Source organism: Microlunatus spumicola (assembly GCF_039536445.1).
Taxonomy (GTDB): Bacteria; Actinomycetota; Actinomycetes; order Propionibacteriales; family Propionibacteriaceae; genus Microlunatus; species Microlunatus spumicola.
In genome coordinates this window covers 747,022-766,747 of sequence record NZ_BAAAYR010000002.1, presented here as the reverse complement: position 1 = coordinate 766,747, position 19,726 = coordinate 747,022, and the positions used below count along the sequence as shown (strand labels likewise).

Annotated in this window: 19 protein-coding genes and 1 tRNA gene; 9 read left to right on the top strand and 11 right to left on the bottom strand. The window is 73.3% G+C overall.

Annotated elements, in window-relative coordinates; all coding sequences use genetic code 11:
• Nucleotides 1–36: 36 nt before the first annotated feature.
• The gene (locus ABD665_RS12555; RefSeq protein WP_204910353.1) at nt 37–969 is read right to left on the bottom strand and encodes a PfkB family carbohydrate kinase; all 933 of its coding nucleotides are present in this window, start codon (nt 967–969) and stop codon (nt 37–39) included.
• A gap of 112 nt (nt 970–1,081) precedes the next feature.
• On the opposite strand from ABD665_RS12555, the gene ABD665_RS12550 reads away from it, so the two are divergent.
• A complete protein-coding gene (locus ABD665_RS12550) occupies nt 1,082–2,176 on the top strand; it encodes an amidohydrolase family protein (protein ID WP_204910354.1) in 1,095 nt (364 codons plus the stop codon).
• A 16-nt stretch (nt 2,177–2,192) separates the two neighbouring features.
• On the opposite strand, the gene melA is transcribed toward ABD665_RS12550, so the two are convergent.
• Nucleotides 2,193–3,521, bottom strand: coding sequence for an alpha-galactosidase (melA, locus tag ABD665_RS12545; RefSeq protein ID WP_204910355.1), 1,329 nt, complete (start codon nt 3,519–3,521; stop codon nt 2,193–2,195).
• Between the two features lie 123 nt (nt 3,522–3,644).
• On the opposite strand from melA, the gene ABD665_RS12540 reads away from it, so the two are divergent.
• The 3 genes from ABD665_RS12540 (at nt 3,645) to ABD665_RS12530 (ending at nt 5,478) form a co-directional block, all read left to right on the top strand.
• Nucleotides 3,645–4,460, top strand: coding sequence for a DeoR/GlpR family DNA-binding transcription regulator (locus ABD665_RS12540; protein WP_425562153.1), 816 nt, complete (start codon nt 3,645–3,647; stop codon nt 4,458–4,460).
• A 134-nt stretch (nt 4,461–4,594) separates the two neighbouring features.
• Entirely contained in the window at nt 4,595–4,789 is a 195-nt protein-coding gene (locus ABD665_RS12535; RefSeq protein ID WP_204910356.1) for an Rv0909 family putative TA system antitoxin, read from the top strand.
• Between the two features lie 20 nt (nt 4,790–4,809).
• Nucleotides 4,810–5,478: a PRC-barrel domain-containing protein gene (locus tag ABD665_RS12530; RefSeq protein WP_204910357.1), complete on the top strand. Its 669-nt coding sequence runs from the start codon at nt 4,810–4,812 to the stop codon at nt 5,476–5,478.
• 28 nt (nt 5,479–5,506) lie between these two features.
• On the opposite strand, the gene ABD665_RS12525 is transcribed toward ABD665_RS12530, so the two are convergent.
• Nucleotides 5,507–5,593, bottom strand: a tRNA-Ser gene (locus ABD665_RS12525).
• A 31-nt stretch (nt 5,594–5,624) separates the two neighbouring features.
• Between ABD665_RS12525 and ABD665_RS12520 the strand changes: the two genes are divergently transcribed.
• Nucleotides 5,625–6,602: a zinc-binding dehydrogenase gene (locus tag ABD665_RS12520; protein WP_204910358.1), complete on the top strand. Its 978-nt coding sequence runs from the start codon at nt 5,625–5,627 to the stop codon at nt 6,600–6,602.
• 47 nt (nt 6,603–6,649) lie between these two features.
• On the opposite strand, the gene ABD665_RS12515 is transcribed toward ABD665_RS12520, so the two are convergent.
• The 5 genes from ABD665_RS12515 to ABD665_RS12495 all read right to left on the bottom strand — a co-directional run bounded on the left by ABD665_RS12515 (nt 6,650) and on the right by ABD665_RS12495 (nt 9,652).
• On the bottom strand, nt 6,650–6,964 hold the full coding sequence (locus ABD665_RS12515) for a hypothetical protein (protein ID WP_204910359.1): 315 nt from the start codon (nt 6,962–6,964) through the stop codon (nt 6,650–6,652).
• A 26-nt stretch (nt 6,965–6,990) separates the two neighbouring features.
• Nucleotides 6,991–7,284 carry a hypothetical protein gene (locus tag ABD665_RS12510; protein ID WP_204910360.1) on the bottom strand — a complete coding sequence of 98 codons (294 nt, stop codon included), beginning with the start codon at nt 7,282–7,284 and terminating at the stop codon, nt 6,991–6,993.
• 119 nt (nt 7,285–7,403) lie between these two features.
• Nucleotides 7,404–7,910 carry a gluconokinase, GntK/IdnK-type gene (locus tag ABD665_RS12505; protein WP_204910361.1) on the bottom strand — a complete coding sequence of 169 codons (507 nt, stop codon included), beginning with the start codon at nt 7,908–7,910 and terminating at the stop codon, nt 7,404–7,406.
• Between the two features lie 59 nt (nt 7,911–7,969).
• Nucleotides 7,970–8,617, bottom strand: coding sequence for a hypothetical protein (locus ABD665_RS12500; protein WP_204910362.1), 648 nt, complete (start codon nt 8,615–8,617; stop codon nt 7,970–7,972).
• 9 nt (nt 8,618–8,626) lie between these two features.
• On the bottom strand, nt 8,627–9,652 hold the full coding sequence (locus ABD665_RS12495) for a substrate-binding domain-containing protein (protein ID WP_204910363.1): 1,026 nt from the start codon (nt 9,650–9,652) through the stop codon (nt 8,627–8,629).
• A gap of 161 nt (nt 9,653–9,813) precedes the next feature.
• Between ABD665_RS12495 and ABD665_RS12490 the strand changes: the two genes are divergently transcribed.
• From ABD665_RS12490 to ABD665_RS12475, 4 genes are read left to right on the top strand one after another with little or no spacing between them, the layout of a single operon-like run.
• Nucleotides 9,814–11,109: an extracellular solute-binding protein gene (locus ABD665_RS12490; protein WP_204910364.1), complete on the top strand. Its 1,296-nt coding sequence runs from the start codon at nt 9,814–9,816 to the stop codon at nt 11,107–11,109.
• Nucleotides 11,110–11,114: 5 nt separating this feature from the next.
• The gene (locus tag ABD665_RS12485; protein ID WP_204910365.1) at nt 11,115–12,077 is read left to right on the top strand and encodes an ABC transporter permease subunit; all 963 of its coding nucleotides are present in this window, start codon (nt 11,115–11,117) and stop codon (nt 12,075–12,077) included.
• Nucleotides 12,070–13,008: an ABC transporter permease subunit gene (locus tag ABD665_RS12480; RefSeq protein ID WP_204910366.1), complete on the top strand. Its 939-nt coding sequence runs from the start codon at nt 12,070–12,072 to the stop codon at nt 13,006–13,008. The genes ABD665_RS12485 and ABD665_RS12480 overlap by 8 nt, the downstream gene beginning before the upstream one ends.
• A gap of 53 nt (nt 13,009–13,061) precedes the next feature.
• The gene (locus ABD665_RS12475) at nt 13,062–15,038 is read left to right on the top strand and encodes a beta-L-arabinofuranosidase domain-containing protein (protein WP_204910367.1); all 1,977 of its coding nucleotides are present in this window, start codon (nt 13,062–13,064) and stop codon (nt 15,036–15,038) included.
• A gap of 3 nt (nt 15,039–15,041) precedes the next feature.
• Here ABD665_RS12475 and ABD665_RS12470 read toward each other — a convergent pair whose 3' ends face one another.
• From ABD665_RS12470 to ABD665_RS12460, 3 genes are all read right to left on the bottom strand, one after another.
• Nucleotides 15,042–16,976, bottom strand: a complete 1,935-nt coding sequence (locus tag ABD665_RS12470) for an ABC transporter transmembrane domain-containing protein (protein WP_204910368.1) — start codon at nt 16,974–16,976, stop codon at nt 15,042–15,044.
• Nucleotides 16,973–18,877: an ABC transporter transmembrane domain-containing protein gene (locus ABD665_RS12465; RefSeq protein ID WP_204910369.1), complete on the bottom strand. Its 1,905-nt coding sequence runs from the start codon at nt 18,875–18,877 to the stop codon at nt 16,973–16,975. The genes ABD665_RS12470 and ABD665_RS12465 overlap by 4 nt, the downstream gene beginning before the upstream one ends.
• A gap of 64 nt (nt 18,878–18,941) precedes the next feature.
• Nucleotides 18,942–19,709: an SDR family oxidoreductase gene (locus ABD665_RS12460; protein ID WP_204910370.1), complete on the bottom strand. Its 768-nt coding sequence runs from the start codon at nt 19,707–19,709 to the stop codon at nt 18,942–18,944.
• Nucleotides 19,710–19,726 lie beyond the last annotated feature (17 nt).

The following is a 19,726-nucleotide window of genomic DNA, read 5'->3' as shown; positions in this document are numbered from 1 at the left end:
AGAGGTTCGACGCCTGGACCGACCGCTCGCTGCACGTCACGGCTGCACCTTAACCGGGACCGCCCGGGTGACCGCGCGGAGGCGGGCGAGCGTCGCGTCGTCGAACAGCGCACCCCCGGGCAGGGCGGCGTTGGCGGCGCCCACCGCGGCGGCGGTGACCAGGGCGTCGGGCAGCGCCGCACCGTCGGCGAGGTCCGCGACGAGCCCGGCCAGGAAGCAGTCGCCGCTGCCGACCGGGTAGCCGCCCGGGGCGGCGTCCGTGGTGACCCGCCAGCCGCCGTCGTCGTCCCACCCGACCGCGCCGGCCGCGCCGTCGGTGAGGACGAGCACCCCGGCCCCGGCCGCACGGACCGCGGCGCCCAGCTCGACGAGGTCGGCGGGGTCGGCGCCGACGAGCTCGGCCGCCTCGGAACGGTTCACCTTGAGCACGTCGGGCGCGGCCACCTCGAGCAGCAGCGGCAGGACCGGCCCGTGCGTGTCCACGGCCAGGCGGACGCCGCGCCCGCGGAGGCCGGCCAGCTGCGCCACGAACCGGTCCAGGTCGGTGCCCGCGGGGACGCTGCCCGACAGGGCCAGCCAGTCGCCGGCGGCCACGTCCGCGAGCACGGTGTCGAGCTGCTCGAGCTCGGTCCCGTCCGCGGGCGGCGCCTGCTCGTAGAACTCGGTCAGGGTGCCCGCGGTCGCGTCGGCGGCGGTCACGCACATCCGGGTCGGCGCCGTGGTGTCCAGCCGGACGAGCTCGACGCCGGTGGGGGCGAGCAGGTCGGCGACCAGGTCCCCGAGCGGCCCGGCCAGCGGTGCGACGGCGCGGGCGGGCCGGCCGAGCCGGACGAGGGCCCGGGCGACGTTCAGCGACTTGCCCCCGGCCAGCCGGACGACCTCGCGCGGCCGGTGGATGGACCCCGTCTCGACCCCGTCGAGGACGTAGACGACGTCGAGGGACGGGCTCAGCCCGAGGGTGTGGATCACCGCTGCAGTGTCTCAGCGCCGGTCATGGCAGCATCATGGCCCTGGCGATGAGCGGTCGCCCGTCAATCGCTCAGATCGCTCAGTGCGAGCGACCGTCGACGAGGAGGCCCCCGTGCCGCAGGACGTGCAGGAACCGGACTGGGACGCGATGGGCCGGCTGCCGCTGGCCGACTGGCGGCCCCGGCAGCAGCTCAGGGCCGCGGAGACCGTCGTCGAGCGAGCGGCCGTCCCCGCGGTCGACGTGCACAACCACCTCGGTCGGTGGCTGACGCCGGGCCGGTGGCCGGCCGGCGGCTGGATGGTCGACGACCCGGGCGCGCTCGTGGCGACGATGGACCGCTGCGACGTGACCACGGTGGTGAACCTCGACGGCATGTGGGGCGACGAGGTCACCGCGAACGTCGAGCGCTACGACGCGGCGTACGAGGGGCGGTTCGTCACGTTCTGCCAGCTCGACTGGAGCCGGCTCGCCGAGCCCGACGGGGTGCGGGTGCTGCGGCGGTCGCTGGAGGAGAGCCGCGAGCGCGGGGCACGCGGGCTGAAGGTGTGGAAGGACCTCGGGCTCGGCGTGACCGACGCCGACGGGTCGCTGGTCAGCCCGGACGACCCGCGCGTCGTCGAGGTGGTCCGGCACGCCGGGGACCTCGGCCTGCCCGTGCTCATCCACACGGCCGACCCGGTCGCGTTCTTCAGCCCGCTCGACGCGCACAACGAGCGGCTCGACGAGCTCGCCCGGCACCGGGACTGGTGGTTCGGCGACCCGGCGCGGTTCCCGACCTTCGACGCCCTCCTGGACGCCCACGCGGCCCTCGTCCTGGCCTGCCCGCAGACGCGCTTCGTCGGCGCCCACGCCGGGTGCGCGGCCGAGGACCTCGACCGGGTCGAGCGGCTCCTCGAGGCGGCGCCGCACTACGGCATCGACATCGCCGGCCGGATGGCCGAGCTCGGTCGCCAGCCGCGTCGCTTCGCCCGGCTGGCCCGGGACCACCCCGACCAGGTGCTGTTCGGGACCGACATCTTCCCGGCGAGCGAGGAGCAGTTCCGGCTGCACTTCCGGTTCGTCGAGACCGCCGACGAGAGCTTCGGCTACGACCCCGGCAGCGAGGTCCCCGGCCAGGGACGCTGGAACGTCTCCGGCCTGGACCTCGCCCCGGAGCTGCTGCCCGCGTTCTACCGCGACAACGCCCGGCGCTTCCTCGGGCTCTGACCCGGACGGACCCGGATCAGGCGGTCAGGTCCACGTCCAGGTTGCCGCCGAGCGCGCGCGGCAGGAGGTCGGCGTGCGCGGCCGTCATGGTGTCGCAGAGCGCCCAGATCTCGGCCGGGGTCAGGGTCGAGCTGGCGTTCGGGTCGACGAGCACGGCCTGCCGGACGAGCAGCGGGTCGCCGGTGCGGGCGGCCTCGACGGTGAGCCCGGCCACCGACAGGTAGTCGCGGTTGAGCGCGGCGCCGACCAGCGGGACCGGTCCGAAGGCGATCGGGTGCACGCCACCGGCGTCGACCCGGGCCGGGACCTCGACGACCGCGCCCTCGGGCAGGTTGTCGATGAGCGGCGCACCGACCGGGTTGACGACGTTCGCGTGGATCTCGCGGACCGTGCCGGTGAGGACCGAGTGGATGACCTGCGGCGCGTACTCGGCCGCCCCCTCCTCGAGCTCCAGCGGCCGGCCCTCGGCCAGCGCCGCGCGCGCGCTCTCGAACTCGGCGACGTTCTGCTCGGAGATCCCGATGTACTCCAGCGGCTCGAGCCGGAAGCGCCGGACCTGCTCGTCGGAGCGCAGGAACCAGGACAGGTACTCCGACGAGTGCTCGCTGGTCTCGGTCGGGTAGGACCCGACCCGGGAGAAGATCTCCACTCGCACGCGGCGCTCGAGCTCCGGGTCGGCCGCGATCACCTCGCGCAGGCGCGGGTAGAGGTCGACGCCGTCGCGGCTCCACTCGGTCAGCCAGGCCTGGTGGTTGACGCCGCCGGCGCGGAAGTGGGTGCCCTCCATCGGCACCCCGACCTGCGCGCACAGCCCGTTCACGGTCCAGTAGACGCTGTGGCAGAGGCCGACGACCTTGAGCTGCGGGGCCACGACGGAGAGCCACCACACGTTCATGGCCATGGGGTTCGTGTAGTTGAGGAACAGCGCGTCCGGGCAGAGCTCGAGCATGTCGGCGGCGATCCCGCTCAGCACCGGGAACGTCCGCAGCCCGCGGAACACGCCGCCGATGCCGGTGGTGTCGCCGATGGTCTGGCGCAGGCCCGCCTCGGCGGGCACGAGCAGGTCGACCCGGGTCGCGTCGATCCCGCCCACCTGGATCATGTTGACGACGAAGTCGGCCCCGTCCAGCGCCTCGCGCCGGTCGAGGGTGGCGACGACCTCGGGGTGGCGTCCGAACCGCTCCGCCACCTGGTCCGCAGTGCCCCGGGCGACCGCCAGCCGTTCGGCGTCGATGTCGTGCAGGACCACCCGCAGCTCGGGCAGGTCGTCGAAGCGGAACAGGTCGGCGAGCAGCTGCCGCGTGAAGACGACGCTGCCCGCACCGAGGAACACGACGGTGGGCATGCTGCGATCCTTGGCTGAGCGAGCGACGAGCGCAACGGTGTGAGCGCTTCGTGGCTAAAGTGCTCACCACCGGCGAGCGATCCTCGTACGCCTGTTGCAGCCAACGGCAGACAAGGCGGTCTGATGACGTCCGGTTCCGTGGAACCCCGGCTGCGTTCCGCGTCGACCCAGCGGGCCCGGCGCCTGACGGCCATCCTCGACCTCGTGGCCCGGCAGCGGTCCGTGTCGCTGACCGACCTGACGACGGAGCTGGGCATCTCGCCGGCGACCGCGCGCCGCGACCTGACCGAGCTGGCCGACCAGCGCCTCGTCACCCGGACGCACGGTGGCGCCAAGGTGGCCGAGGGGCGTACGGAGCTGCCGGTCACGCTGCGCGGGACGCAGTTCGCCGAGGCCAAGCGGGCGATCGCGCGGGCCATGGCCGTACGGGTGCCGGCCGGGCGGCACGTCATCGCACTCAGCGGCGGCACGACCACGGCCGACGTCGCGCGCGAGCTGGCGTGGCGCCAGGACCTGACCGTCGTCACGAACTCCCTCACCATCGCGACGCTGCTGTCCGAGCGCGGCCGCGTACGGGTGGTTATGACGGGTGGCTTCCTGCGGCCCGAGTCGCTCGAGCTGGTGGGCGCGCTGGCCGAGAACACGTTCACGGCCGTCAACGTCGGCACCGCGGTGCTGGGCGCCGACGGGGTCAGCGCCGCCGCCGGGGTGACGACGCACGACGAGACCGAGGCCCGGACGAACCACGCCATGGTGACCAAGGCGCAGCAGACGGTCGTGGTCGCCGACGGCTCCAAGGTGGGCCGCGTGGCGCTGGCCCAGATGGCCGGGCTCGACCAGGTCGCGACGCTGATCACCGACGGTTCCGCGGACCCCGCTGAGCTCGAGCGCATCCGCGCCGCGGGCGTCGAGGTCGTCGTCGCGCGGGCGCTCGGCTGAGGACGTCCCGACAGCCTTACCGCGTAACCCGAGCCGCCGGCCTGCCGGGCGCAGTGGTAGACCGGGAGGCTCAGGACGAGGCCGTCCGCGCCGACGACCGTCGGAGCAGGGTGGCCACGACGGAAGGAACCAGCATGGGTATCGGCGACATCGTGAACAAGGCCAAGGACCTCGCGGCGGACCACCCCGACCAGGTCGGCCAGGGCATCGACAAGGCCGGCGACGCGGTCGACGCGCGCACGGGCGGCCAGCACGCCAGCCAGGTGGACAAGGCCCAGGAGGCCGTCAAGGACCGCCTCGGCGGCGCGGACCAGCAGCCGCCGGCCTGACCTCAGCCCGGGAGACCGCGATGAGCATCAGCACCGACGACCTCGGACGGATCACCCAGCAGACCTCGGTGGTCTCGTCCGACGGCGACCGCCTGGGCACGATCGACCAGATCTACACGTCCGACAGCACCGGTGAGCCGGCCTGGGTGACGCTGAAGACCGGGCTGTTCGGCACCCAGGAGTCGTTCGTGCCGCTGGCCGACGCCTCCTTCGACGGTGACGACATCCGCGTCCCGGTCACGAAGAAGGCGGTGCACGACGCCCCGCGCGTCGACGCCGACGGGCACCTGAGCGTGGAGGAGGAGGACGACCTCTACCGCTACTACGGGTTGCACAACCCGGGTGGGCAGGACGGGCGGGACGCGTCCGACGAGCGGGAGACGCACGGCGGGCACGCGGCGGAGGTCGGGGCGGGTGCGGCCGGCGCCGCCGCGGCGGTGACCGGGCGCGACCGCGACGACGAGCTGGCCCAGCGCGACGTCGAGGGCCGTGACGAGGTGGCGGACGAGCGGTCGGTCCACGCCGAGGACGGCACCGAGCAGGCCTCCGGACCGGAGCAGACGTCGGCGACGGGCAGCACAGACGACGACGTACGGCCGGGCGAACGGACGACGCAGCTGCGTCGGTACGTCGTCACCGAGCGGGTCGTGCGGACGGTCGAGGAGCTGCCCGACGAGCCGTCGCGCTGACGGCAGGCCGAGCCGGGGACCGTTCAGGCGGCGAGGGTGGGATTCGAACCCACGGAACGGTCTCCCGCTCGGACGCTTTCAAGGCGTCTGCACTCGTCCACTATGCGACCCCGCCCGGGGTGCGAGCCTAGTGGCAGGCTGACCGCGTGCGTGCAGTCGTCGTCAGCGAACCCGGTGGCCCCGACGTCCTGAGGGTCGAGGACGTCCCGGCGCCCGAGGCCGGCCCGGGCGAGGTGCTGGTCGACGTGGTCGGGGCGGGGGTCAACCGCGCCGACCTGATGCAGCGTCAGGGGCACTACCCGCCGCCGCCCGGGGCCAGCGAGATCATCGGCCTCGAGGTCTCCGGCCACGTCGCCGCGCTGGGCGACGGCGTCGAGGGGTTCACGATCGGGGAGCCGTGCGTGGCGCTGCTGGCCGGCGGCGGCTACGCCGAGCAGGTCGCCGTGCCTGCCGGCCAAGTCCTGCCCCCGCCTCCCGGCTACGACCTCGTCGACGCCGCCGGGGTGCTGGAGGTGGCGGCGACCGTCTGGTCCAACCTCGCGTACGCGCACCTCACGGCCGGCGAGACGTTCCTCGTCCACGGCGGCGCGGGCGGCATCGGCTCGTTCGCGATCCAGCACGCCAAGGCGCTGGGGGCGACCGTGATCGCCACGGCGGGGAGCGCGGCCAAGCTCGAGCACTGCCGCGAGCTCGGCGCCGACCACGCCTTCTCCTACCGCGACGACTGGGCGGCGGAGGTTCGCGGGGCGACCGACGGGCGCGGCGTCGACGTGGTCCTCGACAACATGGGCGCGAAGTACCTCGAGGCGCACGTCGACCTGCTGGCCCCCGACGGCCGGCTGGTCGTCATCGGCTTCCAGGGCGGCCGCACGGGGACGATCGACCTCGGCGCCCTGCTCGCCAAGCGCGGTTCCGTCGCCGCGATCTCGCTGCGCGGCCGGCCGCTCGACCAGAAGGCCGACATCTGCCGCCACGTCGCCGCCGAGGTCTGGCCGCTGCTCGCGGACGGCACCATTCGGCCGACCCCGCTGACCACGTACGCGCTCGACGACGTCGCCGACGCCCACCGGGCGCTGGAGTCCGGCGACAACGTGGGGAAGATCGTGCTCCGCGTCCATTCGTAGGTCGAAACTTGGACAGACGCCGCTCGCCCGGGTCCAGGCTCTGACGCCTACCGTGCACCGCCCTGCTCGAGCCGCCACAGGGCTGCCGCTCGCTCGTCATCGGTGAAGAGGTCTGTCCAGCGTTCGGCCAGGACCGCCTGCTCGATCGTGAGGTCACGTCGGCCCATGCGGATGAGGCGCTCGAAGCCGCTCTGGACGTCGCCGCTCCTGAGCAGTCGACGGGCTGCAGCGGTTGCGCCTCCGGGCCCTCTCATCATGGCGATCCAGGCCGTCGGCGCGTAGCCCAGAGCGCGGCACTCGGCGACGGCCTGCTCGCAGGCAATCTGGAACTCCCGCGCGCTCGACGTGCGCGTCTCGGGCACGCTCGCGGGGTCGAGGGGTTGTGAGGTCATGGCTGGTCCACGAGTGGCGCGTTCTTGTAGGCCGCGTAGGAGAGCCAGGCAGCGTCCCGCGCGACGCCGGGGTCGTCCGAAGAGATCTTGCTGAAGCCGGCCGAGCACTCCCCCGTCGCGGCCGACACCACGAAGCACGTCACGTTCGGCCAAGCGGCCTGATTGCAGAACTGGCCGATGTCCTCGAGCGTTCGTGCGGTCGCCACCGGTGCGAGACCCGGCTGGAGAAGCTCGGCGAACTCGCCGTACGTGATCGGACGATCGCCCTTGCTCGCAATCTGCTGGAGCACGCGGAGACCGTCGACGAGGCGACGTGCTCGATCGGGAGGAAGCGCGGCTCGATCGAGATGCGCTTGCAGGTCTGGGTGCACCTGGCCTCCTCGTCAGGGTGAACGGGTTTCGGGCGAAGCTAATCGCGGTCGAGCGCGGCGAGCACGACGGCGACCTCTTCCTCGGGCGTGCCGCCGAGGTCGACGGTGATCACCTGCTCGTCGGGGCCGGGCGGCTCGAGCGTCTCGAGCTGGGAGTCGAGGAGGCTGAGCGGCATGAAGTGGCCGGAGCGGGCCGCCATCCGCCGGCTGATGGTCTCCCGGGTGCCGGCCAGGTGGACGAACGTGACGTTCGGGCGGCGGAGCCGGTCGCGGTAGGCCCGCTTCAGCGCGGAGCAGGTGACGATGCCGGGCTCGCCCCGGCGGCCCTGCGCGTCGATCCACTCCCCCACGCGGTCCAGCCACGGCCACCGGTCGTCGTCGGTGAGCGGGATCCCCTGCTCCATCTTCTCGACGTTGGCCTCCGGGTGGAGGTCGTCGCCCTCCTCCATCGGCCAGCCGAGCGCGTCGGCGAGGGAGCGGGCGACCGTCGACTTGCCCGTCCCGGAGACGCCCATGACGACGAGGACGGTGGGCGTGGTCTGCATGCGGCTCTTCCTCGGGGTCCGTCGGGCGGCCCACTGTGCCAGGTGCGGCCGGGACCCGGTCAGGTCGGGTTGGCGACGAAGTCGAAGGTCGACGGGACCGACGCCGGCGGCTCCGCGCCGTACGCCAGGACGATCTCCTGGTGGTCGACGAGCCGCAGCCCGGCGGGGTCGCCGGTCAGCGGGCGCCCGTCGACGTACGCCCGGAGCTCCTTCCCGCCGCCGGTCGTCAGCCCGCCGAGGTGCTCGGCGTCCAGCCGCACGCCCCACTCGACGAACAGCTGCCCGAGGGTGAAGGTCGTCTCCGCGCTCGAGGCCTCCGCGTGCACGACCCCGGTGTCGGCGTGCGTGTGCAGCTCGGCGTACAGCTGCTCACGGACGTCGATGCCCAGGTTCGCGGGCACCGGGACCGGCTGCCCGTCGACGAGCAGGTCGAGGTGCACGTGGAAGTGCTGGACCATCCCCTCGGACGGGGCGGCCTGGAGCCCGGCCGCACGGACGCCCACGGCGGGGTCCGCCGGGGCGGGCCAGGGCGGCAGCGCGGTGCCGCCGCCGGCGTACGAGGCCGGCACGGTGGGCGGGGCGGACAGGTCGATCGCGGCGACGACGAGGGCCGCGACGGACACCGAGGCGACGAGCGCGGCCAGCACGAGCCGACGGCGGCGACCCGGCGGCGGGACCGCCGGGGACGCGCTCTCGTCGGGGTCCACCCACCCAGGCTAGGTCGAGGGGACGGAGGAGCCGCGCAGCACGAGCTCGCAGGGCTGGGCGACGACGCCGGACCCGAGCTCCCCGCCGTCGATCGCACCGAGCAGACGGCTCGCCGACAGCTGGCCCAGCCGGACGAGGTTGGGGTCGATCGTCGTCAGGGGCGGACGGGCCGCCTCGGCCATGACGTCCCAGTTGTCGAAGCCCACCACGGACACGTCGTCCGGCACCCCGACCCCGGCCTCCCGCAGCCCGTCGGTCAGCCCGCGCGCGATCTGGTCGCTGCCGCAGAACACGCCGTCCACGCGGTCGCCCTGCGGTCGCCGCAGCAGCATCCCCGCCGCCGTCCGACCCCAGGCCTCGCTCCAGTGCCCCGCCATCACGTCGACGACCTCGACGCCGGGGGCCGCCGCCACGGCCGCCTCGAAGCCCTGCAGGCGCAGCGTCGTGGACAGGTGGTGCACCGGACCGCTGACGTACGCGAGCCGGGTGCGGCCCACCGCGACGAGGTGCTCGACGGCGAGGCGGGCGCCCTGCTCGTCGTCGTTGGTGACCGTGAGGTCGTCCGGGTCGTCGGACCGGCCGAGGACGTAGACGACGGGGATCGGGAGCTGCCCGACGCTGCGACGGGCGTCCGGCCGGCGGCCGGTCACGACGATGCCGTCGACTCGCCGGTTGAGCAGCTCGTCGAGGTAGTGCCGCTCGCGGAGCGGGTCGCCGCGCCCGTCGCAGAGCAGGGTCGACACCTTCCCCGCGCCCAGGCTGTCCTCGATGCCCTCCATCAGCGGCAGCGTGAAGCGGCCGAAGCTGTCGCTCGTGAGCATGCCCACGGTGTAGGTGCGGCCCTCGGACAGGCTGCGGGCGACCTGGTTGGGACGGAAACGCAGTTTCTCGGCCGCCTCCTGGACGCGCAGCCGCGTCTCCTCGCGGAGCTGGCCCTGGCCGTTCAGCGCCTTGGAGACGGTGCCGGGTGAGACGCCGGCCAGCTGGGCGACGTCACGCACGGTGACCGCCGCCTCGTTGCGGGAGCTCGCCACCGGTCCTCCGTCCACCCGCCGGCGACCGCCGGCGGAAACCCATGACTACCACAGTCTTGACCGCCCCCGCAGGAACGGCTAGCGTCCGCGGAAACCGATTTCCGCAGTTTCCGCACCGCCCGGCCCCGGGCAGCGACGACGACGACGCCAGGAGACACCCGATGCCCTTCCCCACCCGAGCCCGACGACTGGCGGCCACCCTCGCCGCCGTGACCCTGCTGGCCACCGCCTGCGGGGGCGGCGGCGACAGCGGAGGCGGTGACGCCGGCGGCGCGAGCAGCGGGGAGGCCGCGAGCGGCGAGATCACCATCTGGGCGCGCGACTCGCAGCAGGGCTTCATGAGCCAGCTGGTCGACCTCTACAACGGCAGCCACCAGGTCAAGGCGAAGGTCACGATCATCCCGGCGGCCAGCTTCGTGCAGAAGCTCGGCACGGCGGCCGCGGCCGGCTCCGGCCCGGACGTGTCCTCGATCGACCTCGTGTACGCGCCCTACTTCGCCTCGGCGGGCGCGCTGGAGGACATCACGGACCTCGCGGCCTCGCTGCCCTACAAGGACTCGCTCAGCCCCTCGCACCAGCGCCTGAGCACCTTCGAGGACCGCACGTACGCGCTGCCGTTCACGGCGGAGGCGTCGGCGGTCTACTACAACAAGGACCTGTTCAAGAAGGCCGGGCTGGACCCGGACAAGCCGCCGACGACGTACGCGGAGATGCGCGACGCCGCGAAGAAGATCCGGGCGCTCGGCGACGACTACTACGGCTTCACCTTCGCCGGCGCCTGCGGCGGCTGCAACGTCTTCGAGTTCGCACCGCACATCTGGGCCAGCGGCGGCGACGTGCTGAGCGAGGACGGCAAGCAGGCCACGCTCGACACCCCGCAGGTCACCGAGGCGCTCCAGCTCTACCGCGACATGTGGGAGGACGGCTCGATCTCCAGCGCGTCCAAGAACGACGCCGGCACGCAGCAGACCCCGCTCTTCACCTCCGGCAAGGTCGGGATGGTCACGCTCGGCGCGTTCGCGATCCCGTCGATGGAGAAGGCCAAGATCAACTTCGGCGTCACGCCCATCCCGGGCAAGGACGGCGGCACGGCCTCCTTCGCCGGCGGCGACGTCATCTCGGTGATCAGCGGCACCAAGAACCAGGCCGGCGCCGAGGACTTCGTGAAGTGGGCGACGGACAAGGAGGCGCAGACCTTCCTGGCCAAGAACGGCAGCGTCCCCGTCCGCACCGACCTGGTGCCCGAGATCTACGCGAGCCAGGGCGCCCCGTACAAGGTGTTCGGCGAGCTGATGTCGACGGGCAAGACGCCCTACAGCACCGTCGAGAACGCCGTCTTCAACGACAACAACGGCCCCTGGGTGAAGATGATCAACGACGCGGTCTTCGGCCCGGACGTGGCCTCGGCGCAGGCGGCCGGCCAGAAGTCGGCCCAGTCGCTCATCGACGCGGGCTAGGCAGGATGACCTCGATCGTCGAGGAGGCCCACGGGTCCCGCGGTGCCCCCGGCACCCCCGGCGCGCCGCTGCTGGTGGCGCGCCGGGGGATGCGGGTCAGCCGCCGGCGGGCGCTGGTCGGCCTCGCCATGGCGAGCCCGGCGATCGTCCTGATCGCCGCGTTCTTCCTGGTGCCGCTCGTGATGACCTTCTGGATCTCGCTGCACAACTGGCCGCTGCTGGGCCGGCACCGCTTCATCGGGCTCGACAACTACACCCGGGCTCTCGCGGACCCGGGCTTCCGGTCGGCCATGAAGTTCACGCTGCTCTACACCGTGGTGATCACGCCCGTGCTGTTCCTGATCGGGCTGGGGATGGCGCTGCTCGTCCGCCGCAAGGTCCGGGCGGCGCGCGTCTTCCAGTCGATCTACTTCATGCCGGTCTGCATCGGCCTGGCGTCCGGGTCGTTCCTCTGGCTCTACCTCGGCCAGTCGCGGATCGGCCCGCTCTTCGACCTGCTGCGCCGGCTCGGGGTGGTGCCCGCCGACGGCAACATCTTCGCCGGCACCTGGGGCGCGCTGCTCATGGTCGTCGGGATGGTGACCTGGAAGGTCGTCGGGCTGCAGATGCTGCTGCTCCTGTCCGGGCTCCAGTCCATCCCCGACGAGGTCACCGAGGCGGCCCGCATCGACGGGGCGAGCCGCTGGCAGGGGTTCCGGCACATCACCCTGCCGCTGCTGCGACCCACGCTCGCGCTGGTGCTCGTCTTCTCGGTCGCCGGGTCGCTGCTGGCCTTCGACCAGTTCTTCATCATGACGAACGGCGGTCCCGCGAACTCCACGATCACGGCCGTCTACGCGATCTACCGCACCTCGTTCATCTCGTTCAAGCTCGGCTACGGCGCAGCGCTCTCCGTCTTCCTGATGGTCGTGCTGGCGGTCGTGAGCGCCGTGCAGATGCTGCTGCTGAGGAACACCGACCATGGCTGACACCCGTACGGCACCCGTCCTGCCCGACACCTCGGACGACGCGCACCCGGCACCGGCGGACGGGCGCAGGCCGGGCCGCGGCTGGCTGGGCGAGGTCCGGCACTCGATGCCCGCCGCCGCGTGGTGGGTGGTCTGCCTGAGCCTCGCGGTGCTCTTCCTCTACCCGCTCTACGTGATGCTCTCGATGGCGCTCAAGGGTGCGCAGGAGCAGGGCCGGATCCCGCCGACCGCCTTCCCGCACGCCCCGACGCTGGAGAACTTCACCCACCTGGCGAGCGTCCAGGGCCTCAACGTCTTCGGCAACCTGCTGAACAGCGTCATGGTCACGCTGGCCGCGACCGTGCTGACGGTCCTGGTCGCGACGTTCGCCGGGTACGCGCTCGCCCGGGCGCGCTTCCCCGGCAGCAACGTCGTCTTCTTCGTCGCGCTGGCGACGTTCATGATCCCGTTCCAGGCGATCATCACGCCGCTGTTCATGGTGCTGAAGACGCTCGGGCTGAACAACTCGCTGGTCGGTCTGACGATCGTCTACGTGACGTTCAACCTGCCGTTCGGGCTGTTCATCATGCGCAACGCCTTCGCCGCCGTGCCCGGCACGCTGGAGGAGGCGGCGCTGGTCGACGGCTGCGGGATCCTCAAGGCGCTGCGCCACATCATGCTGCCGATCGTCATGCCCGGCGTGATCACGACCGCGTTGCTGACCTTCTTCGCCAGCTGGAACGAGTTCTTCGCCGCGCTCATCCTGCTGACCGACCAGGACAAGTTCACCCTGCCCGTGACGCTCACGCTCGTGACGTCCGGGACCTTCGGCAGCGTCAACTGGGGCGCCCTCGAGGCCGGGGTGGCCCTGACGATCATCCCCTGCATCGTGATCTACGTGCTGCTCCAGCGCTACTACGTCAGCGGGATGCTCAACGGCGCCCTCAAGTGACGCCTCCCCTCCGCACCTCCCCGCCACGCCACGAACCCCGACAAGGAACCGCCATGACCGACACCACCACCCTCGCCGCCCCGGAGACCCGCTCCTCCCCGGAGGAGCAGAGCGGGCCCGTCCGCCTCGTCGACCGCTCCCGCACGGCCCTCGTGCCCGCGACCCGCGGCCGGATCACCGACGGCCTCTGGGCCGAGCGTCGCCGCGTCAACCGCGAGGTCAGCCTCACCACCGGCTGGGACCGCCTGCACGAGGCCGGCAACTTCCTCAACCTCGAGCTCGCGGCCGGGCAGCACGAGGGCACGCCGTACGTAGGCTCGCTCCCGTTCCTCGACAGCGACCTCTACAAGTGGCTCGAGGCGCTGGCCTGGACGCTGGCCGACCCGGACCTCGACGCGCAGGCCACCGCGCAGCTCGAGGAGTTCCTCACCACCTCCGCGCAGGTGCTCGAGGCCGCGCAGGCCGAGGACGGCTACCTCGACTCCTGGTTCCAGGTGAACTTCCCCGGCGAGCGCTTCGTCCAGCTGGCGTGGGGCCACGAGCTCTACTGCGCCGGCCACCTGATCCAGGCCGCGGTCGCGCTGCACCGCACCCGCGGGGACGCCCGGCTCCTCGACGTGGCCCGCCGCGTGGCCGACCTCGTCGTGCGCTCCTTCGGGAGCGGGCCGGGCCGGGTCGACGGGATCGATGGCCACCCCGAGGTCGAGTCGGCCCTGGTCGAGCTCTACCGCGAGACCGGCGAGCGGTCCTACCTCGACGCGGCCCGCTTCTTCGTCGACCGGCGCGGGCACGGCCTGCTCGGCGGCCACAGCTTCGGCGGCCACTACTTCCAGGACCACGCCCCCGTGCGCGAGGCGACGTCGGTCGAGGGGCACTCGGTGCGCCAGGTCTACCTCCTGGCCGGGGTCGCCGACCTCTACGTGGAGGACGGCGACGAGACGCTCCGCGACGCCGCCGGCCGGCTGTGGCACGAGATGGTCGCGACCAAGACGTACGTCACCGGCGGCATCGGGACGCACCACAGCGACGAGGCGTTCGGGGACCCGTACGAGCTGACCAACGAGCGCAGCTACTGCGAGACCTGCGCGGCGATCGGCTCGGTGATGTTCAGCTGGCGGATGCTCATGATCACCGGTGAGGCGCGCTACGCCGACCTGGTCGAGCGGACCCTCTACAACGGCTTCCTCGCCGGGCTGTCGCTCGACGGGCAGCGCTACATCTACGCCAACCCGCTGCAGGTCCGCGAGGGCCACATGGCCGGCGGCAACGACCGCGACTACGCCCGCAAGCCGTGGTTCAAGTGTGCGTGCTGCCCGCCGAACGTCATGCGCACCCTCGCCTCGCTCGAGCACTACGTCGTGCTCGGCGGCGCCGACGGCCTGCGCGTGCACCAGTTCGTCGCGGGCTCGTGGACGGCTCCCGTCGGCGACGGCGAGGCGACCGTGAGCGTCGAGACCGACTACCCGTGGGACGGCCGCGTCCGCGTCCGCGTCGAGGACTCCCCCGGCACCTGGGGCCTCACCGTGCGCGTGCCGCACTGGGCGGCCTCGGCCACCGTGACCGTGAACGGCGACGCGGTGACCGCGGAACCCGTCGAGGGCTGGCTGACGGTCACGCGGGCCTGGGCGCCGGGCGACGAGCTCGTGCTCGACCTGCCGCTGGAGCCCCGCTTCACCCGCGCCGACAGCCGCGTCGACGCCGACCGCGCCAGCGTGGCCCTCGAGCGCGGACCGGTCGTCTACTGCTTCGAGGCCGTCGACAACGCCGGGCACCGCCTCGACGACGTGGTCATCGACGTGACCGGACCCGTCGCGGTCGCGCCGACGGACGCCGACCTGCCGTCCGACGTCGTCACCCTCGCCGCGCAGGGCCACGTCCGCCCCCGGCCCGCCGAGGGCTGGTGGCCCTACGCCGACGCCTCCGCCCCGGAACCCGCCGCCGGCGAGACGGTCACGCTGACCGCGGTCCCCTACTACGTCTGGGGCAACCGCACCGAAGGTGCCATGCGGATCTGGACCCCGGCGGAGTAGCCGTCAGCTCGTCCAGGCCCGCCAGAGCCGGGCGTACTCGCCGTCGCGGGCCACGAGCTCGTCGTGGCTGCCGAGCTCGGCGATGCGCCCGTCGATGACCACGGCGATGCGGTCGGCGTCGTGGGCGGTGTGCAGGCGGTGGGCGATGGCGACGACGCTGCGGTCCTGCAGCAGCGCGGCCATGGAGCCCTCGAGGTGCCGCGCGGTGGTCGGGTCGATCAGCGACGTCGCCTCGTCCAAGACGAGGGTGTGCGGGTCGGCGACGACGAGCCGCGCCAGCGCGATCTGCTGCGCCTGGGCGGGCGTGGGCTCGAGCTGGCCCGAGCCGAGGCGGGTGTCGAGCCCGCGCGGCAGCCGCTGCACCCAGTCGAGGGCGTCGACGGTCCGCAGCGCCTCCAGGACGACCTCGTCGGGGGCGTCCTCGCGGGCGAGCACGACGTTGTCGCGCAGCGAGCCGGCGAAGACGTGGTGCTCCTGCGTCACCAGCGCCACCTCGGTGCGCAGCACCGGCAGGGGCAGGGCGAGCAGCTCGACGCCGCCGACGGTCACCGAACCCGTCCGCGGTCCGTTGATCCCGGCCAGCAGGCGACCGAGCGTGGACTTGCCCGAGCCGCTCGGGCCGACGATCGCGAGCCGCTCGCCCGGCTGCAGCTCGAGGTCGACGCCGTGCAGGACGTCGCGGCCGGGCCGGTAGGCGAAGCGGAGGTCGGCGCCGACGAGCCGGTTGCCCTCGGGCAGCGCGTCGCCGGCCTCGCGGTCCTGCTGGACCTCGGCCACACCGAGCAGCCGGGCCGTCGAGGCGATGCCGACCTGGAGCTGGTCGAGGTTGCGGATGAGCCGCTGCAGCGGCTCGCGCAGCGCCTGGACGTAGAGCGTGGCCGCGGTGAGCTGGCCGAGGGTGACCCAGCCGCGGGCGACCCCGTACGCCCCGAGCGCGAGGACGAGCACGAGCGGGGTGTCGAAGGCGATCCCGAGGGCGCCGAAGAGGACGTTCCGCAGGGTCATCGTGTAGCGCTCGGCCTGCGAGGACTCGGCGACGTCCGCGTCGTTCACGGCGTTGCGGCGGTGCTGCAGCCCGAGGGCCTCGACCGTGCGCGCGCCCTCGACGGTCTCGGTGAGCGAGGTGTTGATCAGCGAGTAGGTGCCGCCCTCGGTCACGTAGCCCTGTGCCGCCCGGCGCAGGTAGCGGCGGACGGAGAGGACGAGCACGGGTGCGCTGAGGATCAGCGGGGCCGCCAGCAGGACCGAGTTCACCAGCATCGCGCCGATGGTGAGGACCGTGGCCGCGAGCGCGACCGCCGCCTCGGGCAGGCCGTAGCGGACGCTCTGGCTCATCGTGGAGACGTCCCGCGTCACCCGGGTGACCAGGTCGCCCGAGCTGGCCGACTCCACCCGCCCGAGCGGCAGCCCGAGGACGGTGTCGACGACGTACTCGCGCGCCGAGGCGAGCAGGTCCTGGCCGAACCGCACGGACGTCCGCAGCGCCAGGAACGTCAGCACCGCCTGCACGACCACCACGGCCGCGACGGCGAGCGCGAGCGCATCGACCTGGGCGAGCGTGGTTCCCGGCGCCGACACGTCGTCGACGAGCCGGCCCACGAAGCGTGGGACGACGAGGCCCGCGAGCGCCGCGAGCCCGTGCAGGACGAGCAGCGCCACGACCGTACGGCGGCGGGTGCGGACCAGGTCGAGCGCGAACCGCCCGACCACGCCGCGCTGGGCGACCGGCAGGGCACGTTCCGGGTCGAGCGACGCCGCGTAGTAGTCCTCGGCGCGCTCGGCGCGCAGCAGGTGGCGGCCCCGGAGCTCCGCGATCCGGCGCCAGGGCGGGCCGGCGTGCGACGGCACGAGCGCCGCGGGGACGCGCTCGGCCACGGGGGTGTCGTCCCAGGTCTCGGCCGAGCCGGTCAGCGGGGGACGGACGACGGTGCCGGTCATCGGGCCGCCACCTCCTCCTCGGCGACGAGCGCGCGGGCGACCACGCCGCGGTAGGCGGGCGAGGAGTGCAGCAGGCCCTCGTGCGTCCCGCGCTCCACCACGCGGCCGTCGACGAGCAGCGCGACGTCGTCGGCCTGGTGCAGCAGCAGCGGCGACGCGGTGACCACGACGGTCGTCCGACCGGCCCGCGCCTGGCGGAGCCGCACGCCGATCTCGGCCTCGGTGTGGGCGTCGACGGCGGAGGTCGGTTCGACGAGGACGAGCACGTCGGGGTCGAGGGCGAGGGCGCGCGCGAGGACCAGGCGCTGGCGCTGGCCGCCGGAGAGCCCGCGGCCCCGCTCCTCGACGACGCCCTGCCAGCCGCCAGGCAGCGTCTCGTAGACGTCCTCGGCCACGGCCGCGCGGACGGCGGCCTCGGCCTGCTCACGCGTGAGCCGGCCGTGCGGGTCGAGCACGGTCTGGAGCGTCCCCGCGAACGTCGCGCTGCTCGCGTCGCTGACGAGCACGCGCTCGCGCACGGCGGCGATCGGCACCTCGCCGAGGTCGACGCCGCCGAGGGTGACGCCAAGGCGTCCGTTGGCCTCCGCCTGGTCGCGCCGGTCGATCTCCTGCCGCCGCTCGCGCTGGGCGGCCCGGGCCCGGCGGGCGGCCCGCCCGTGCAGCGACGCGTCCACGTCGAGGCCCACCGCGCCCGAGCTCGGCGGGAGGTAGCGGCCGAGCCGGTCCGCGAGGTTCGCGGAGTCCTCGGGCACGGCGGAGACGACGGCCGTCATCCGGCCCGGCTCGGCGACGAAGCCGGAGCGCGCGTCGGCGAGCACGCCGTCGACGGGCAGGACGAGCGTCGGGTCCCCCGCCTCCCACGGCGGGTCCTCCGACAGCAGGGTCACGGCCTTGCGCGCCGAGACGACGCTGCGGATCCACTTCTGGGCGAGCGTGAAGAAGGACTGGACCGGCCAGACCATGAACACGGCGTACCCGGCGAAGCTCACGAGCTCGCCGACGCTCAGGTCGCCGGCCAGCACCGAGCGGGTGCCGAGCCAGACGAGCAGCACCAGGAACAGCCCGGACAGCAGCACGCCGGCGGAGTCGACCGCCGCCTGCCAGACGCCCGCCGCGACGCCGGCCTGCCGGGTGCGGTCGGACTGCGCGCTGTAGTTGCGGCCGAAGGTGCGCTCGCCGCCGATCCCGCGCAGGATCCGCAGCCCCGCGACGATGTCGGTGGCGAGGCTGGTGAGCTCGCTGTTGCGGCTGCGCTCGACCTCCTCGCGCCGCTGCAGCGGGCGGAACAGCGGGACGACCAGCACGACGATCAAGGGGGCCGCGACGAGCACGAGCAGCCCGAGCGGGACCGACGTGCTGAGCACGAGCCCGGCGATGACCAGCGTCGCGATGAAGGCACCGACCGCCTCGGACACGATCTGGGTCAGCCCGCCGAACTCGTCGGAGTCGGAGGCCGAGACGCTCAGCACCTCCCCCGTGGGGCTGCGCCGGGAGAGCACGGAGCCGAGCTGGGTGGACTTGCGGGTCACGAGCTTCATCGGGCCGTACATGCCGATCAGCCAGGAGCGCACGACCAGCGCGTGGTAGAGCACGCCCGCCCCGACGCCGAGCAGCACCAGCCCGAGCAGGACGAGCAGGAGGCGGATGGTGACGCCGACGTCGCCGGCGCGGATGCCGGAGTCGATGACGCGGCCGATGACGTACGGGCCGACCGAGCCGGGCAGCCACTCGAGGACGCTGACGAGGCAGGCGACCCCGACGACCTGCCACTGCTGACGCAGCAGCCAGAGGAGGAAGCGCTTGGGGCCGCGGAGGTCGGGGTGGGCGAAGATCTCGCCGGGTCGGGGACCCTCCGCCTGCTCGGCGCTGTAGGCGTGGACCAGCGGGGGGAAGTCATGCATGACCGTCACAGGCTAGTGAAGGTGACCGCCTCCACGAAGTGGATTACGGGTAACGCTCAGCGCCTCAGAGCGCGGTGTACCCGCCGTCGATGACGATCGACTGGCCCACCACGTACGCCGACGCGTCCGAGAGCAGGTAGACGGCGAGCGGGCCGAGCTCGTCCGGCTCGCCCATCCGGCCGGCCGGCGTGTGCGCCATCCACTCGGCGAACTGCTCCGGACGGTCCCGCGGGACCTCCAACGTCTGCTCCGAGGCGAAGTAGCCGGGCGAGATCGAGTTCAGCCGGACGCCGAGCGGCAGCCACTCCACGGCCAGGCTCTTGGTGAGCTGGGCCGCGCCGGCCTTGGACGCGTTGTACGCGGCCTGGTCCTGGGGCCGGTTCACCCGCATGCCCGACATCGAGGCGATGGTCACGACCGAGCCCTTCTTCCCGGCCGCGACGAGCCGACGGGTGACCGCCCGGCAGACCACGAAGGTGCCGGTCAGGTTGATGTCGACGATCCGGCGGAACCGTTCCGGGGTGATCTCCAGCGCGCTCGTCGTGTCGGCGACGCCCGCCGCGTGCACGAGGGCGTCGACGACCCCGAGGCTCTCCTCGACCTGCGCCAGCGCGGCCTCGACCGACGCCTCGTCGGTCACGTCGGCGGTGACCCCGACGACCTCGGTGCCGGTCCGCGCGGCCAGCTGCTCGGCGGCGGCGTGCACCTCGTCGCGCACGTCCAGCAGCGCCACCCGCGCACCGGCCCGGGCCACCGCCTCCGCCATCGCGAGGCCGAGCCCGCGCCCGCCTCCGGTCACCAGCGCCGTACGTCCGCCCAGGGTCGAGTCCACACGGACCATCCTGTCCG

Excerpts from the sequence above, each read along its gene's own strand:
- melA (WP_204910355.1), bottom strand. The coding sequence starts at position 3,521 with ATGCCCACCGTCGTGTTCCTCGGTGCGGGCAGCGTCGTCTTCACGCGG.
- ABD665_RS12540 (WP_425562153.1), top strand. The coding sequence starts at position 3,645 with ATGACGTCCGGTTCCGTGGAACCCCGGCTGCGTTCCGCGTCGACCCAG.
- ABD665_RS12535 (WP_204910356.1), top strand. The coding sequence starts at position 4,595 with ATGGGTATCGGCGACATCGTGAACAAGGCCAAGGACCTCGCGGCGGAC.
- ABD665_RS12530 (WP_204910357.1), top strand. The coding sequence starts at position 4,810 with ATGAGCATCAGCACCGACGACCTCGGACGGATCACCCAGCAGACCTCG.
- ABD665_RS12505 (WP_204910361.1), bottom strand. The coding sequence starts at position 7,910 with ATGCAGACCACGCCCACCGTCCTCGTCGTCATGGGCGTCTCCGGGACG.
- ABD665_RS12490 (WP_204910364.1), top strand. The coding sequence starts at position 9,814 with ATGCCCTTCCCCACCCGAGCCCGACGACTGGCGGCCACCCTCGCCGCC.
- ABD665_RS12485 (WP_204910365.1), top strand. The coding sequence starts at position 11,115 with ATGACCTCGATCGTCGAGGAGGCCCACGGGTCCCGCGGTGCCCCCGGC.
- ABD665_RS12480 (WP_204910366.1), top strand. The coding sequence starts at position 12,070 with ATGGCTGACACCCGTACGGCACCCGTCCTGCCCGACACCTCGGACGAC.
- ABD665_RS12475 (WP_204910367.1), top strand. The coding sequence starts at position 13,062 with ATGACCGACACCACCACCCTCGCCGCCCCGGAGACCCGCTCCTCCCCG.
- ABD665_RS12470 (WP_204910368.1), bottom strand. The coding sequence starts at position 16,976 with ATGACCGGCACCGTCGTCCGTCCCCCGCTGACCGGCTCGGCCGAGACC.
- ABD665_RS12465 (WP_204910369.1), bottom strand. The coding sequence starts at position 18,877 with ATGCATGACTTCCCCCCGCTGGTCCACGCCTACAGCGCCGAGCAGGCG.